Source organism: Stenotrophomonas cyclobalanopsidis, assembly GCF_008710035.1.
In the GTDB taxonomy this organism is placed as follows: Bacteria; Pseudomonadota; Gammaproteobacteria; order Xanthomonadales; family Xanthomonadaceae; genus Stenotrophomonas; species Stenotrophomonas cyclobalanopsidis.
In genome coordinates this window covers 47,079-61,218 of record NZ_VYKI01000006.1, presented here as the reverse complement: position 1 = coordinate 61,218, position 14,140 = coordinate 47,079, and the positions used below count along the sequence as shown (strand labels likewise).

Below are 14,140 nucleotides of genomic sequence, written 5' to 3'. Positions count from 1 at the left end.
GGCCAGCCAGATGCAGTCGACCAACGGTCGACTCTACCCCGGTTACAGCGTCGGCTCGATCTTCAACGCACCATGTGCCACCCGGTCATAGCAGGTGCGCACCACGTCCTCGCCGTACTTCAGCTCCAGCCGCCGCACGATGAAGTGGCCGCGTGCCATGTCCTGGTAGTAGTCGGTAAACATCGTATTGAGCGTGGCGCCGGCCGCGGCGCCCACGATTGGCACCGCCTGCGCGGCGAACTTCTCGGTCACCACCACGCCGAAGCGCGCGGCCACCTTCTCCACCAGCTTGGCCAGCAGCTTGCCTGCCTCCTTCGGTGCCACGCCCAAGGTCAGGTCGCGACCGGTCACCACGCGCCCGGCCAGCTCGGCCGACAGGTGGCGCATCACGTCGGTGGTGAAGCCGCGGGCCAGGTAGTAACCGGTTTCGCTGGCATCGTCGCGCGGCGAGTTGCCACCCAGCGCGAACACCTCCAGGCAGGCCTGGCGGGTGCTGAAGTGGGCCAGGTCGAAACCCTCGCTGCGGGCCACGTCGGCCACCGCGCGCATCATGATCGTGGTCGACACCGGCAGCTCGATGAACAGCGCGGCGAAGCCGAACGCACCGCCCACCGCGCCCGAGGTCGCCGCCGCCAGCTTGTGCCAGCGGGTGGAGGCTGATTTGCCGGGTGTATTGCCCATGCTCCACAGCGCCGCCTGCGCGGACTTCGACAGTGCCGCCTCGACCGCACCGTGGATGCGGCCGGAAATGGCCTTGGGCAGCGCCTTCACCGCGAACTCCAGCGGCGTACCGACCAGATTGGCCATGCGCGCGGTGATCGTTGGCGCTTCCAGCAGGGCAACCGCCCGTTGCAGGTCGGCCCAGTCCTGGGCATCGTGGGCGATATCGCGCGGTAGCAGGATTGGCTCGTTCATAGGCCGATGGTAGCGCCATGGAGTTGAACGAATCGTCGCGGGGTCAGAGCCCTTTCCGCTGGAAAGGGATCCGCCCCCACCGGACGGCAACCTCAGGCGGTCGGCAGGCCCGACAGCGCGCCCATGAACTGGCGGTAGTGGCGCAGTTCGGCAATCGAGTCGTGCACATCGCTCAGCGCGGTGTGGTTGCTGGTCTTGGCCAGGCCGGCAGCCACCGTCGGCGCCCAGCGCTTGGCCAGTTCCTTCACCGTGGACACGTCCAGGTTGCGGTAATGGAAGTACTTTTCCAGGCGCGGCATCTGCCGGTGCAGGAAGCGGCGGTCCTGGCAGATCGAGTTGCCGCTCATCGGCGAAACGCCGGCCGGAATCCACTGCGCAAGGAAGTTCACGGTCTGCGCTTCGGCCTGGGCCAGCGTGGTGGTGCTGTCCAGCACGCGCTGCCACAGGCCGGAACGACGGTGCTGGTTGCGGTTCCACTCGTCCATCGCTTCCAGCGTTTCCAGCGGGTGGTGGATGGCGAATTCCGGGCCTTCGGCCAGCACGTTCAGCTGGGCATCGGTGACCACGGTGGCGATCTCGATGATCGAATCGTTGTCGGTATCCAACCCCGTCATTTCCAGGTCGATCCAGATCAGTCGTTCGTTGGCCGCGCCGTTCTGCACCATCGTGTCGCCTCGTTGCTGGGCAGGCAGGGCGCCCACCGGTAAAGGAAAGAGGCGCCCATCATACCCTTTCGCTGCTCAGGCCTCGCCCGCATGGTCTTCCAGCAGCAGCGGCGGCTTGCCGCGCTTGGCCCGGAAGTAATTGGTCAGGCGCAGGCTGGCCTCCTTGGCCAGCACGCCACCGTGGATCTCGACCCGATGGTTGTGGCGGCCATCGCCCAGCAGGTTGAACACACTGCCACAGGCGCCGGTCTTGGGGTCGCTGGCACCGTAGACCAGCCGTGCCACCCGCGCGTGCACGATGGCCATGGCGCACATCGCACACGGCTCCAAGGTCACGTACAGGGTGCTGCCGATCAGCCGGTGGTTGGCCAGTGCCTTCCCCCCTTCGCGCATCGCCACGATCTCGGCATGCGCGCTGGGATCGTGCGAGGCGATGTTGAGATTCCAGCCCTCGCCCAGCAGCTGGCCATCGGCGCCTACCAGCACCGCGCCCACCGGAATCTCGTCGAACTCATGCTGCGCACGTTCAGCCAGGGCCAGCGCGTGGCGCATCCAGTGTTCGTCGGCGTCGTGCACGGGCACGCCCGGGGAGTCGGTCATGAGGGTTCTCGGCGTCAGGCAGTTCACGCGGCGGCAGTGTAGCGCGCTTCGGCCAACGCCGACCCGCAGGGGCCTGCACCGCTAGAATGGCGCTTTCCGCAGCACCTTGAGCACGTCCATGAACACACTCCGTCCCTCGCGCGCCTCCGACGGCGATGCTGTTGTCGATCTCTGGCGCCGCGCCGTGGATGCCACCCACGATTTCCTCAGCGCTGAGGATCGCCGCGCCATCGATGCCGAAGTGGTCGGCTTCCTGCCACAGGCGCCGCTGCTGCTGGCCGTCGACGTCGACGTCGAGGATCGCCCGCAGGGCTTCATGCTGCTCGATGGCAGCCATATGGAAGCACTGTTCATCGACCCGGAGGTTCATGGCCAGGGCATCGGCCGGCAGCTGATCGAGCACGCACTGGCCCAGCACCGCCCGCTGACCACCGACGTCAATGCACAGAACGCGCAGGCGCTGGGCTTCTACCTGCGCATGGGCTTCGTCGAAACCGGGCGTTCAGAGGTGGATTCGCAGGGCCGCCCCTATCCGCTCATCCATCTGCGCCACGGCGGCTGACGCACACTGGCAGCGGCACGCCCTGCCCCGCCCGCGCACTAGCCGGGCGGGCTGGCCTCGAACGCCGGCGAATAACTGACCTCGCCGCGCGGCATCGGCGCCTGCAGCAGCAGCGCCTGGAAGTACTCCGCTGGCACGCCCGGCAGCACCAGCCCCGGCACGCAGCGGAAGCCAAAGCGACCGTAATAGGCAGGCTCGCCCAGCAGCACGCAACCGCGCGCCCCGATGGACTGCAATGCATCCAGTGCAGCTTGCATCAGCGCATCGCCGACACCCTGCCCCTGATGCGGTGGCGCCACTGAAATCGGCCCAAGGCCGAACCACCCCGCGCTGCCATCGCTGATCGCCACCGGCGACACCGCCACATGGCCGATCACCTGCCCGTCCTGCACCGCCACCTGCGAGACCACCAGTTCGCCGCGCTCGCGCAGTGCATCGACGATGTACTGCTCGGTGTGGCTACTGTGCGCGGCATCCTTGAAGGCGGCCGCCGTGACGGCATGGATGCCCGCGATGTCGGCCGGCGTTTCCGTTCGGATCGTCCAGGTCATGGCAGTTGAGTGCTCTTCGTCGTGCAGATGACCCGCATCCTGCCTGAAGAGTCACCAATGTGAATTGACGAACCACATCACGATTCACCACATTCAAGAGGAAATGGCGTCAATATCTCGCCAATTCGCCGGAGAAGCGGTGGAATATCGTCAAGAAGCCGTCCCATAATCGAGACGTCCTGCTGCCAAGGAACGGAAACCTATCGTGTTTTCCCGTCGCACCGGCCATTACCAGGAACGTTCTTCGACGGGTCGACTCATGACCTGTCATTCCCGCTTTCCACCCACCGCTTCCAGCACCCGACGTCAACGCAGCCTGCTGCTGCCGGGCACGCTGCTGCTGATGCTGGTTGCCTGCCGAACGGAGATCGCCATGACCCAGGAACTCGACCCCGCCGCCGCCGATGTCGCCCAGGGAGGGCGCGGCCTGGCCAAGCTCAACCCCTCACCCAGCCGGGCCTACGAACTGGTGCTGAGGCTGCAGAACGCACCGGGCGATTTCGCCTTCATCGAAGGCGTAGCCCAGTACGACGTCAGCAACGAGGACCAGTGCGGCTACATCGAGCCGGAGACCGGCGTGGCCGCGCGCATCACCAGCCAGGAGCCGGTGACCCTGCGCAAGGTGGCCGATGACGAGTACCGCGGCACCGTCTACCTGGACCGCATGCTCGACGAGGACTACTACGGTCGGGGCGTCTGCAACTGGGTGTTCAGCGGCGCCGGGGCGATGCTCAAGGCGACCGGCGCCAACGGCGAGACACGTTTCCTGTCCTTCCTCGGCGCCGAGCCGTTCGTGCAGGGGCAGACCGAAACCCGGCACTACCCGCGTGGCGATTATCCCCGCGTGGCCGAACTGCCCGACTATGGCGCTACCGGCCAGCAGGATCCCAGCCGCTTCCGCGCCGAGCTGCGCGACCAGCTGTTCTCCGCCTCGCTGACCGCCAACGAGGTGCGCCCGTGACCCTTACCAGCCAGGACTACGCCGCACTCTCCAGGGATGCCTACCGCGATGAACGCGTGGGCCGCCACGCACCCGGGCAGGAACAACCGGTCCCGCTCAATGGCCACCAATACCGCGTGCTGGAGCACGTCAACAACCGCCTGACCGGCTACCAGGGCACCATCTACCAGCGCGTCGACACCGACGAGATCGTGGTGGCGCACCGCGGCACCGACCAGATCGTGCGCGATGGCCTGCTCACCGATGCCGGCATGGTGGTGATGCGCCGCAACCTGCAGGCCGACGACGCGCTGGAGCTGACCCGGCGCGCGCTCGAGTACGCCAACAAGCAGGGCCGCGATCTCGGCCACACGCCGGAGGTGACCGTTACCGGCCACTCGCTGGGTGGCACCCTGGCGCAGGTCTCCGCGCACCACTTCAACCTCAAGGGCGAGACCTTCAACGCCTATGGCGCGGTCAGCCTGACGTACCGCGCGCCCGAAGGCGGCGACAACCTGATCAACCACGTCATGGCCGCCGACCCGGTGAGCTCGGCCTCCCAGCATTTCGGCCAGGTGCGCATGTACGCCACCGAAAAGGAGATCGACACACTGGGCAACTGGGGCTTCAGCAACAGCCGCTTCCGCATGCTCATCCCCGACAGCGCGGTGGGCGCGGCAGCGTCCTCGCTGAGCTCGCACCAGCTGGACAACTTCCTCGGCAACGATTCGGTGTTGAACAAGCCGGAAAGCCAGGAGCTTGCGCGGCAGAACGCGAACATGATCAATGAGTACCGCGACGACGTCATCCGCATACGCCGCGGCATCACCATCGGCGCACGTGGCATCACCGGCAACCTCTACGACCTGTACGACAGTGCGCGCGGGCCGCTGCAGGCCGGCGAACCCGAAGCGCGGGACGCGGCAAAGGAAGGTCGCGCCAGCCTGGCCCATCCCGACCATGCCGGCAACCCGCTGTACACCGATGCACTGCGCGGCGTGCACGCGCAGGACGCGCGCGTGGGCCGCACACCGGATGCCGGCAGCGAGCGCCTGGCCGGCTCGTTGGCGGCGGAAATGCATGCCGCCGGCGGCCAGCGCATTGATGAGGTGGTGATGAGCAACGATGCGTCGCGCAGCTTCGCGGTGCAGGGCCAGGGCGGTGATCCGGTCCACCTGCGTGTATCGGTCGATACTGCTGCGGCGATGAACACGCCGCTGGAGCAGAGCAGCCAGCGCGTGGAGCAGCGGGCCGCGCAGCAGCGCCAGGCACAGGACGTAGCGCTGGAGCAGTCGCAGCAGCACGCGCGCCCCCTACACGCCTGAGCACGTCTACCCGGCCGACATTCAGCGGCCGGGCCAGCCTCACATCGAACGGGAGCGCTGCTGCTCCTGCTCACGGCTGACCGCTTGTTCCTGCTGGCGGTCCTGCGCGGCAGCCAGCTGCTGGCTGCTCTGTTCCAACGGCTGCTGCGCGGCCTGCGCGCGATCGACCGAGGCACGCAGCATCGCCGGGTCGCCCATCGTGCCCTGCACCGCAAACAGCATACGGCCATCGTTGCCGGCCACCACGTGATCGATCTGCTGCAGCCCGGCCTTCTGCGCGCTCACAGCCAGCGCACCGGCGGCGTTGTCCAGCTCCCGCTCCGATTGCAGGCCGCTGCGAGGTCCCAGCTGCTGCAGCTGCGTGCGCGCGTCATCGAACAGGCGGTTGCCGGCAGCACCAGGCTGACCCGGCGCCTGGCCCAGTGACGCCTGCTCGCCCACGTCGCCATGTGCCAGCCGCTGCATCACGTCCGGGGTCAGCTTCTGCTGCCACGCATCGAAGCGGCGCAGCCGATCCTCGACGCCGTTCATCGCACCGTTGATGGCATACGTCGCCTCACGCACGCTCTCACGCGCATGCTCCGGCACACGGGTCTGCCATTGCCAGATGGCGATGCGGGCGGCGTGTTCGGGTTGAGCGGCCAGTTCCGGCTGGTTAAGCAGATCGAGGTCGAGTGCACGCCCCGCGCGCTGGTAGTTTTCTTTCCCAGTCAGCGGCAGGTAGCCGCGCCCGTGGTACTTCAGCGCGTCGCCGGGCGCATCATTGCCAAGGCGGCCGCCATACATCAGCTCGGCCAGGTCATTCGGGCGCCCGCGCAACGCTTCCTGCCGCGCCGATTCCAGCGCGTCGTTGCCGCTGCGCCACGCCGCTTCCACCGGAATCTGCGAGGTCGCCCGGGTGTAGTTGAAGCTCTCGTTGAGGCGGCTCAGGCCACGCGACTCGTGCCCCGCCTGCGCCATGAAGTTGGCCAGCTCGCGGGGGGAATCAATGCCGGCATCCGTCGCCTGCCGCAGCAGTTGCGACTCTCTATCCGTCGACACGGTGCAACTCCTGGATCGTCATCGGCGCGGATTCCATTCCGCCGGTTGAAACCTGATTCATGGCAGCGAGACCTCGGCGACCGACGCCGGGTCGAAGTCCTCGAACCGCACGCGCCCAAGCTCCGTTGCGGAGAACTCGCGGATGTTGGTCGCCTCGGTCTCGATGTCCACGACCTTGCGGCGCACCGCATCGACCCAGCACACACGGTCCGCCGGGGCGTAGCGGAACGTATACGTACTGCTCCAGCGCTGGCGGCTGCCACCGTTGGTGATCACGCTGAACGTGTCTTCCTCTACCATTGCATACGCAAATGGGTCGCCCGCCAGGCCACCCCGGGTGGAACATGGCACCAGCGTGTCGTTGCGAGCGGCCAGCTGCCAGCGCCCATCGCCATCACCGCGCAGCAACAGCAGCACCCGGTTGGGACCGTGCTGGCCGGGCGACAGCCCTTCCGGCAACGGCTGGTCGATCACCAGCAACTGGTATTGGACACCCTCTCCGTTGCGCTCGCCCTTTACCGCTTCCAGCAGGTTCGCGCCGGAGGGAACAAATGCCAGGGCATCGTCCACGTGCGCACCGTTCCCTGTTTCCATCCCGAGCCACTCCTTCGAATACGCCGCGTCGACCGCCATGGCGGATCATAGCGCCGGGTGTGGCGCATCGGGGAAGCTGGCAAGCGTCACCCGTCGGGCGGGCGGGCACTGTCCTCATGGACGGGAAAGCTCCTTTAGTCGGCAGTACTGGCGCGTCATTTTTCTGACGCACAGGGAGCTTACCGCGAGCAGGTTCGATGCGTCTAAGGGGGTGCGATATGAAAAGCGCTCTTGATCACAAAAAGAGCGCTCCCATCGTGAACGCAGGCCTACTTGATGTAGAGATCGTCCGTGCAAGCGGTCTTGGCGATCCGACACTGATCCTGCGGCACCTTCTTCCAGCCCGCCTTGCCTGCGCACTGCTGCAGAGCAACGATGACCGCGCCCTGCTCTGACATCGCTGCGACGACGCTGGTCGTTTCATTGTCCAGTCCCGCGTGGGCGACCGCCACGCACTGTGCCTGGAACAGCGTCACCAGCGTGCACTCGCCCTTGCCGAACTCCTTGCACTCCTTGATGGCCGCGCGCTTGGCCTTGCCACGCGATCGCATCGAGTTGCTGATGAACGTATCGCCGCGGGCATCCATCGCCACACCGGCGACGGTCTGCACCCAGTTGGGCCGGTTGTCGTATTGCGATCCGCTGCTGTTGACGGGGATGGGGGCACAGCCCTGCACGCCCTGGCCGCCGATCGGATACATGCCCTGAGGGCAGTTGCCTTCAGCCAGGGCACTGAAGGGCAGCGCGCCAGCGATCAGCAACAAGCACAGGACGTACAAGGACGGGTGTCGCTTCATGAGCTCTCCATTTCATATGAGCGGTGGTTGTTGGCCGCAACCATGATCAACGCAATTGCTGTCCGCAGGTTGCGCCCTGGGTCGCATAGTCGCGGACGTACCCATCCACGATCATGATGCTGATGTCGCAACGGTTGTTCACGTCACTGATGACATGGCCATACACGTTCAGGCCTTGGACGCGTTCGCCACGATGCAGGAATAGTGTACGAGAGCCATTGGGGCCATTCTCGACGCGATCCGGCGAACCCCATGTGCGCACGAATTCCTGTTCGGTCCTGCCGATCCACATGTCCATCAGATTGTTGCGTCCCACACGGTTGGCAGCGCGAACCGACTCATCCAAGACACGAGTGGTCTCTTGCTGACCGCGTGCGAGGTTTGCCTCCAGACTGCGTTCGGCGCGATCCAACTCAGCATCGGTCGCCCGGTAGGTGAACGCGGGTCGGGTACCGTCCTTCCACAGGTTTTCCCAGATGAAGTTCGCGGGCGACTGGCCGACATCGCCGATGGGAAGGAAGCCGCGCTTCATCATTTCCGCCGGATTCTTGGCCTTGGGGTCAGGTCCCACCAGGCAGGCGAAACGCACCAGTTGAACCTGCCAGGGCTCGACCGCCTCGGCGATCGGGTCGAACTGCTGGGGCGGCACGTCCTCGATCGGTCGATCCCGCCACTGAACCAGGCTCATCTTCATGGCCACGGTGTTTCTCGCACAGTTCACCGAATACGTTCTGATCAGGCGATTGGGCTTGGTAGCGTTCTCGTAGACCGTATTGACCTGGACTTCATACACCGGATCCGGGCCGGCGACGGGCTTACCGGGTTTCGGTCGGTTCTTCCGGCGCAGCTGCTTGAGGTATGCCTTTTGCTCCTCCTGCGTGGCGGTCTGCATGAAACCCATCAGGTCCGAGCGGCTGTTGAGTGTCAGTGCGTCGACCACCCATGCCTCGCGGCCCGGCTTGTCGCCGCCGGCAAATATGACCCAGCTGTCTGTGGCATGCGACGGCGCCGCCAGAGCCAGTCCGGCTATCAGCACGATGTATGGAGAAATCTGCATGGACGGTTCCTTCCTATGACGTGGCGACTACATCACACCTTGCGCTGCGCTCCACTATCAATGAACTTCAACTTGATGTGCGGTTCCGCAACGAGATGGCAGACTGCCAGATCACGTCCGACAGATGCACGCCACATACAAGTCACCCCAAATCAGGGGCCGGCTGCGCGACCTGCGGCTCAGAATTCCTCAAAGATGGGCTTGGTACAGTTGGCGTACACCTCTTCACAGATGCCGGACACGTCATTCTTGCACTTTGTCTGCGCGGACATACGCGCGAGCTGAAGCGTTCCAGCTGATGCGATAGCCGCCTGCCCTGCTCCGCTGCGTCCCTTTGGAATGAGCCAGGAAACACATTGATTGTAGTATGTGAAATGGGCGACACAGTCCTTCGCACCAGTAGACTGACAACGTGCCACCGCCTCCCGCTCAGCTTCCTCTTTCGTCCGTTTGCCGTCAGAGACACCCGCGTCACTTGTCGCCGTAGCCTCGGCAATGGCCCCCCAGGTCTTTATCCAATGCCCTGTTGGAGTGCTGAGCCGAATTTCCTGCGAACCAGAGCTCCCAGAGCCGCCGCCGCTTGGTATGGGTGCGCAGCCGCCCACGCCCTGATCGCCAATCGGATACTGGCCCGGAGGGCAGCGGCCCTCGGCCATCGCCGGTCCGGGAAGCAAAAGGAGAAGCAGACAGAGGACTGCAACAACGGGATTTGAGCTCTTCACACTACAAACCTCCGAGCTGATGAGGGGATTTCGACTCAGTCCTCAAAGAACTCCGGGACCGCACAAGCTGAGTACACCAGAATGCAGGACTACCCGCCTTTCTCGGCTTCGCAACGCTCGATCGATAGTGCCCTGGCCTTCTCAAGACTGCCCGCGCCAGAAGCGTTCAAGACGCCTCCACGACTGCGCAGCTGCGCGATGTTCGGCCCAGCCAATGCCGCGCACTGGTTGTGATACGCCAGGAGAACACTGCAATTGGTACCACCCAGCTTCTCACATTGCTGCAGTGCTACCCGCCGCGCTTCAGCTTCGGTAATTTTCGACTCGGCCACTCCAATTGCGGCATTTTTACTCGTGTCGTGGCCAGCATCACTTGCGATCGCGCCCCATCGTGTTTCCCATCTTCCTGATGGTGCGACATCGCCTCCTGACTGACCCGCGCCAGGAATGGGAGCGCAGCCGCCTACACCCTGATCGCCGATCGGATACTGGCCCGGAGGGCAGCGCCCCTCGGCCATCGCCGCAACTGGCACAAACTGAGCAAGCAGGACTGCACCGAGGAGCATGTAAGTTTTCGATGCCATGGCAATTTTCACCGGCCTAGGTCCTTCAATGACTTCAGTGGGTCAGAACGACTCGTATACGGGTTTCGTGCAGTCCTCGTACGCGACCGTGCACGACTTTCCACTGGTATCAACGCACGACTGCTGGGCATATCTGCGCGCCTCTGCAGAATCCTTGGCGCTGGCAAGACCAGCACGGGACGCTCCATCCTGGGTGTTGGGAACCAACCAGGCAACGCATTGATTCCGATATGTATAGATCACCCGGCAATCGGACGCACCGCGCCTGCCGCAGTCGGCCAGAGCCAGCTGTTCGGCGTTTTCCTTACTGAGCCGGGCGGATGCAACGCCTGCATCTGCAGTCGCATCGGACGAAGCAATTGCCCCCCATGTCTTATGCCACTGACCGGCAAGTTCAGGTTCGCTGGCGACACCACCGGCACCTGGAATTGGAGCGCAGCCGCCTACGCCCTGATCGCCGATCGGATACTGGCCCGGAGGGCATCGCCCCTCTGCCGCGGCGGGACCGATGCCCGCAACGCACAGGAGCAGGAAGAAGAGCCACGGACTCTGGAGAAAACGGGAAGTGCTCATTTCAGCTCCACTCCTCTCAACCTTCCTGGAAGAAAGGCTTGGTGCAGTCCGAATGAACGACCGCGCATTCCTGGCTTCCGGAATTCCTGCAGTCCTGGATTGCTCGTTCCTGTGCCTGGGCCTTGGTTGCACCAGAATTGAACTTCACACCGTTGTCCGGCCGCTTCGCTCCGACAGCCGCGTAGCACTGGTTGTAATAAGTGTAGGTCACCTTGCAGTCAGTCGCGCCCCAATGACCGCAGCGCTCGATCGCTTGACGCTCTGCAGAAGCTTTGGCCTGGTGACCCGTCGCAGAGCCTGCGTCTCCATTTGCAGAACTTGCAAAGGCTCCCCACGTCTTCACCCAGTGACCGGGATTCTCCTCAGACGCACTCTGACCCGCGCCGGGGATCGGAGCACACCCACCCACGCCCTGATCGCCAATCGGATACTGGCCCGGAGGGCAGCGGCCCTCGGCAGACGCAAAGCCAATGCACGACGCCCACATCAGCGGGATCAAGATCCACGCAAACCGGAACATGCTGACTCTGCTCACTTGGTCGTTCCTCCTTGAAACCATCTACATCGCTTCCAGCGTTCGCCCAATGAATGACGCGGACACGCTTCGGAAATCCGGCCTTCAACGTGACTGCAGTATGGCGTGCTGCATCATCAGCTGGAAACCGCCTTCCCCCTTCCTGGAAGAAGGGCTTGGTGCAGTCAGAGTGGAAAACCGAGCACTCCTGGCTTCCCACGCCCCTGCAATCATTGACCGCACGCTCTTGCGCCTGTTCCTTTGTCGCGCCGGTGTTGAACCTCATTCCGTTCTCAGGCCGAGTGGCGCGGACAACCGCATAGCACTGGTTGTAGTAGGTGAAAACGACAGCGCAGTCGGTAGCTCCACCCAGTCCGCAGCGTTCAACGGCCTGCCGCTCGGCGGCAGCCTTGGCTTGATGGCCTGTTGCCGAGCCCGCGTCGCCGCCAGGAGAGCTGGCAACCGCCCCCCATGTCTTGACCCAATATCCGGGATTTTCCTCCGGTGCGCTCTGCCCGGCACCGGGGATGGGAGCACAGCCACCTACCCCTGATCACCAATCGGGTATTGGCCCGGAGGGCAGCGCCCTTCCGCGAATGCCGAACGGATGTTCAGGCCGACCAGCAGGACAAGCACCAGGCAGAGACACTTTGGAAAGTCGCTTGTATTCATGAGTCGGCTCGCTGGTTTCAACTGCCGGATGGCAACCCCGCGGGCCGCCCGAATCAGTTCTCGAAAAGCTAGGGAACCGCACAAACCGAACACACCAGGATGCACGAGTGTCCGCCCTCTGCCGATTGGCAGTCTCTCACTGAGTTAGTTTCGGCTTTCTCAAAAATGCCGGAAACGACTGACGTCGGCACTTCACCGATCTCTAGTAACTCAACCTGAGCGAAAAACTGCACGTCTCGACGACCGCTCAAGCAGCATTCAGTCCTCGATAAAGTGCGGAGCACTGCATGCGGCATACACCACCATGCAACTTTGCCCGCCGTCTTCGGCCTCGCACCGCCTGATCGAATCTTCCTTGGCCTTCTCAAGACTACCTGCTCTGGAAGCGTTCAGGACACCGCCGCGCGCCTTCAATTGGGAGATATCCGGACCGGAGAGCGCGGCACATTGGTTGTGATAGGCCAGAAGCACTTGGCAGTCGTTACCTCCGGTCTGCACGCATCGAGACAACGCGATCCGGCTCGCCTCTTCCTTGGTTGCTACGGACTCAACCACACCAATGGCGAGATTTGTATCCCGCGTTGGCTTCTCATCCTTTGCAATCGCACCCCAAGTAGTTACCCAATGACCAGTAGGTTGTGCCGCCCCTTGCCCCGACGCGCCGGGGATGGGAGCGCAACCGCCAACCCCCTGATCACCGATCGGATACTGGCCCGGAGGGCAGCGGCCTTCTGCGCTCGCCGCCGACGGCAAGAATGCCAAAATCGATGCCACAAACAGAAGGCTAACGAGTCTCATTTGAATTCCATGCAGTTAGACATTTACTTCACCCCAGCATTACCAAATTTCCCTGCGGTCTGTGCTGGCGCAGAGGATCCGGCACCAACCGAGTAACCTCCCATCGGAGATCCATGTGCGCCACCTCCCACGCTCCCACTGCTCTGATCCATTGCCGGCGGCGGTGCCGACATACCCGGCGGACGACCATCAGCACTCGGCGAAGCACTCGCGCCACCGCCTATCTGCGAATATGCCATGAAGGTACCGAGGGTGCCCTGGAAGAACATCGCGGCCATTGGGGGTGTAGTCAGGATCAGCGCCGTGAGGATCAAACCCATACCGCCCTGCTGCATGGCTTGGCTGGTCATGCCGTCGGACATGCTTTCCTTCAGGATGAACTCCTGCACCAGTGCGGTTGTCCAGAATGTCGCGGCCACGCGCACCACCATGTCCAGCGCGATGGACACCATCGCCGCAAGCACCGCCATGGAGAACATGGTTCCGAGCCCATAGAAGAGCCAGCGCTGGAACAGCTGCTTCGTCTGTTCAAACAGCAGGCACAGAATGAACAGCGGACCGAAGCCGATGAACAATGCCATTGCGATCTCATAGAGCATCAGCATGGCACCGGCAGTGATCGCCGGACCGGCGGTACCCATACCGATGAAGAACAGCGCGCGCTTCTTGTCTTCCAGCAACTCGCCATCGTTCATGATCTGGATGGCATCGATGCTGGACAGCGCGACCTGCATCCAGGCCAGGCTCTTGTCGATCTGGTCTTCGGGTGATTCGTCCGAACCGGTGACGACCTGGGTGATCTCTTCCTTGACGTCATGGGTCAGGAAGCGATGGAGGTCGGTGCCGAACATGCCCATGGTCGTCGCCACGCTGACGATGAGCGCCGCGCGGGCCATGTTGGTCACCAGCACCATCATCGAATCGCGGCTGCGGCCGGTGATGATGCGGAAGCCCTGCACCAGTACCCACAGGGTCATGAGCGTGAGGGCGATGCCGCCGACCCACTGCATCATGTGCCCCATCATGTCGATGCCGAACTTGTTTATCTTGCTTCGCAGGAAGTCGAAGATGAACTTGAAGAACACGAAATCCCCGATCGATTGGACACGTGCCACGTGCCCCATCAAATCCTGGAATCCGCCGTTGAAATCAAAATTGGCAATCGACCTGATCATTTCCGCAATCCCTTGATGTATCCCTATCCGACAACCTCATGGGGCAGGCGCACCC

The 14,140-nt window shown here is 63.6% G+C and carries 18 protein-coding genes; 3 read left to right on the top strand and 15 right to left on the bottom strand.

Annotation, left to right across the window (positions count from 1 at the left end):
- Positions 1 to 42 precede the first annotated feature (42 nt).
- The 3 genes from FJU31_RS06730 to tadA form a co-directional block, all read right to left on the bottom strand.
- The gene (locus FJU31_RS06730) at positions 43 to 915 is read right to left on the bottom strand and encodes an EcsC family protein (protein ID WP_150454062.1); all 873 of its coding nucleotides are present in this window, start codon (positions 913 to 915) and stop codon (positions 43 to 45) included.
- A gap of 92 nt (positions 916 to 1,007) precedes the next feature.
- On the bottom strand, positions 1,008 to 1,580 hold the full coding sequence (orn, locus tag FJU31_RS06725; RefSeq protein ID WP_150454061.1) for an oligoribonuclease: 573 nt from the start codon (positions 1,578 to 1,580) through the stop codon (positions 1,008 to 1,010).
- 75 nt (positions 1,581 to 1,655) lie between these two features.
- Positions 1,656 to 2,180: a tRNA adenosine(34) deaminase TadA gene (gene tadA, locus FJU31_RS06720; RefSeq protein WP_150454060.1), complete on the bottom strand. Its 525-nt coding sequence runs from the start codon at positions 2,178 to 2,180 to the stop codon at positions 1,656 to 1,658.
- Between the two features lie 118 nt (positions 2,181 to 2,298).
- Here tadA and FJU31_RS06715 point away from each other — a divergent pair, with 118 nt between their 5' ends.
- Positions 2,299 to 2,742 carry an acetyltransferase gene (locus FJU31_RS06715; RefSeq protein ID WP_150454059.1) on the top strand — a complete coding sequence of 148 codons (444 nt, stop codon included), beginning with the start codon at positions 2,299 to 2,301 and terminating at the stop codon, positions 2,740 to 2,742.
- A 38-nt stretch (positions 2,743 to 2,780) separates the two neighbouring features.
- Here the strand turns inward: FJU31_RS06715 and FJU31_RS06710 are convergent, their stop codons facing one another.
- Positions 2,781 to 3,293 carry a GNAT family N-acetyltransferase gene (locus FJU31_RS06710; protein ID WP_150454058.1) on the bottom strand — a complete coding sequence of 171 codons (513 nt, stop codon included), beginning with the start codon at positions 3,291 to 3,293 and terminating at the stop codon, positions 2,781 to 2,783.
- Positions 3,294 to 3,666: 373 nt separating this feature from the next.
- On the opposite strand from FJU31_RS06710, the gene FJU31_RS06705 reads away from it, so the two are divergent.
- Entirely contained in the window at positions 3,667 to 4,254 is a 588-nt protein-coding gene (locus tag FJU31_RS06705; RefSeq protein WP_239501540.1) for a hypothetical protein, read from the top strand.
- Positions 4,251 to 5,558, top strand: a complete 1,308-nt coding sequence (locus FJU31_RS06700; protein WP_150454057.1) for an XVIPCD domain-containing protein — start codon at positions 4,251 to 4,253, stop codon at positions 5,556 to 5,558. The genes FJU31_RS06705 and FJU31_RS06700 overlap by 4 nt, the downstream gene beginning before the upstream one ends.
- Positions 5,559 to 5,597: 39 nt before the next feature.
- Here FJU31_RS06700 and FJU31_RS06695 read toward each other — a convergent pair whose 3' ends face one another.
- From FJU31_RS06695 to FJU31_RS06645, 11 genes are all read right to left on the bottom strand, one after another.
- A complete protein-coding gene (locus tag FJU31_RS06695) occupies positions 5,598 to 6,599 on the bottom strand; it encodes an XVIPCD domain-containing protein (RefSeq protein ID WP_150454056.1) in 1,002 nt (333 codons plus the stop codon).
- Between the two features lie 57 nt (positions 6,600 to 6,656).
- On the bottom strand, positions 6,657 to 7,193 hold the full coding sequence (locus FJU31_RS06690) for a hypothetical protein (protein ID WP_150454159.1): 537 nt from the start codon (positions 7,191 to 7,193) through the stop codon (positions 6,657 to 6,659).
- A 269-nt stretch (positions 7,194 to 7,462) separates the two neighbouring features.
- Positions 7,463 to 7,990 (bottom strand): DUF4189 domain-containing protein, encoded by a 528-nt coding sequence (locus FJU31_RS06685; RefSeq protein ID WP_150454055.1) that lies wholly within the window; start codon positions 7,988 to 7,990, stop codon positions 7,463 to 7,465.
- Positions 7,991 to 8,036: 46 nt separating this feature from the next.
- Complete coding sequence (locus FJU31_RS06680) at positions 8,037 to 9,047, bottom strand: hypothetical protein (protein ID WP_150454054.1); 1,011 nt, start codon at positions 9,045 to 9,047, stop codon at positions 8,037 to 8,039.
- A 179-nt stretch (positions 9,048 to 9,226) separates the two neighbouring features.
- Entirely contained in the window at positions 9,227 to 9,703 is a 477-nt protein-coding gene (locus FJU31_RS06675; RefSeq protein WP_150454053.1) for a DUF4189 domain-containing protein, read from the bottom strand.
- A 155-nt stretch (positions 9,704 to 9,858) separates the two neighbouring features.
- Positions 9,859 to 10,365 (bottom strand): DUF4189 domain-containing protein, encoded by a 507-nt coding sequence (locus FJU31_RS06670; protein ID WP_150454052.1) that lies wholly within the window; start codon positions 10,363 to 10,365, stop codon positions 9,859 to 9,861.
- Positions 10,366 to 10,395: 30 nt separating this feature from the next.
- On the bottom strand, positions 10,396 to 10,926 hold the full coding sequence (locus FJU31_RS06665) for a DUF4189 domain-containing protein (RefSeq protein ID WP_150454051.1): 531 nt from the start codon (positions 10,924 to 10,926) through the stop codon (positions 10,396 to 10,398).
- A gap of 16 nt (positions 10,927 to 10,942) precedes the next feature.
- Positions 10,943 to 11,269 (bottom strand): DUF4189 domain-containing protein, encoded by a 327-nt coding sequence (locus FJU31_RS19620; RefSeq protein WP_425473647.1) that lies wholly within the window; start codon positions 11,267 to 11,269, stop codon positions 10,943 to 10,945.
- A gap of 19 nt (positions 11,270 to 11,288) precedes the next feature.
- On the bottom strand, positions 11,289 to 11,969 hold the full coding sequence (locus FJU31_RS19615; RefSeq protein WP_150454158.1) for a DUF4189 domain-containing protein: 681 nt from the start codon (positions 11,967 to 11,969) through the stop codon (positions 11,289 to 11,291).
- 401 nt (positions 11,970 to 12,370) lie between these two features.
- Positions 12,371 to 12,910, bottom strand: coding sequence for a DUF4189 domain-containing protein (locus FJU31_RS06650; RefSeq protein ID WP_150454049.1), 540 nt, complete (start codon positions 12,908 to 12,910; stop codon positions 12,371 to 12,373).
- A gap of 23 nt (positions 12,911 to 12,933) precedes the next feature.
- Positions 12,934 to 14,085 (bottom strand): TrbL/VirB6 family protein, encoded by a 1,152-nt coding sequence (locus FJU31_RS06645; protein ID WP_246161236.1) that lies wholly within the window; start codon positions 14,083 to 14,085, stop codon positions 12,934 to 12,936.
- Between the last annotated feature and the right edge of the window lie 55 nt (positions 14,086 to 14,140).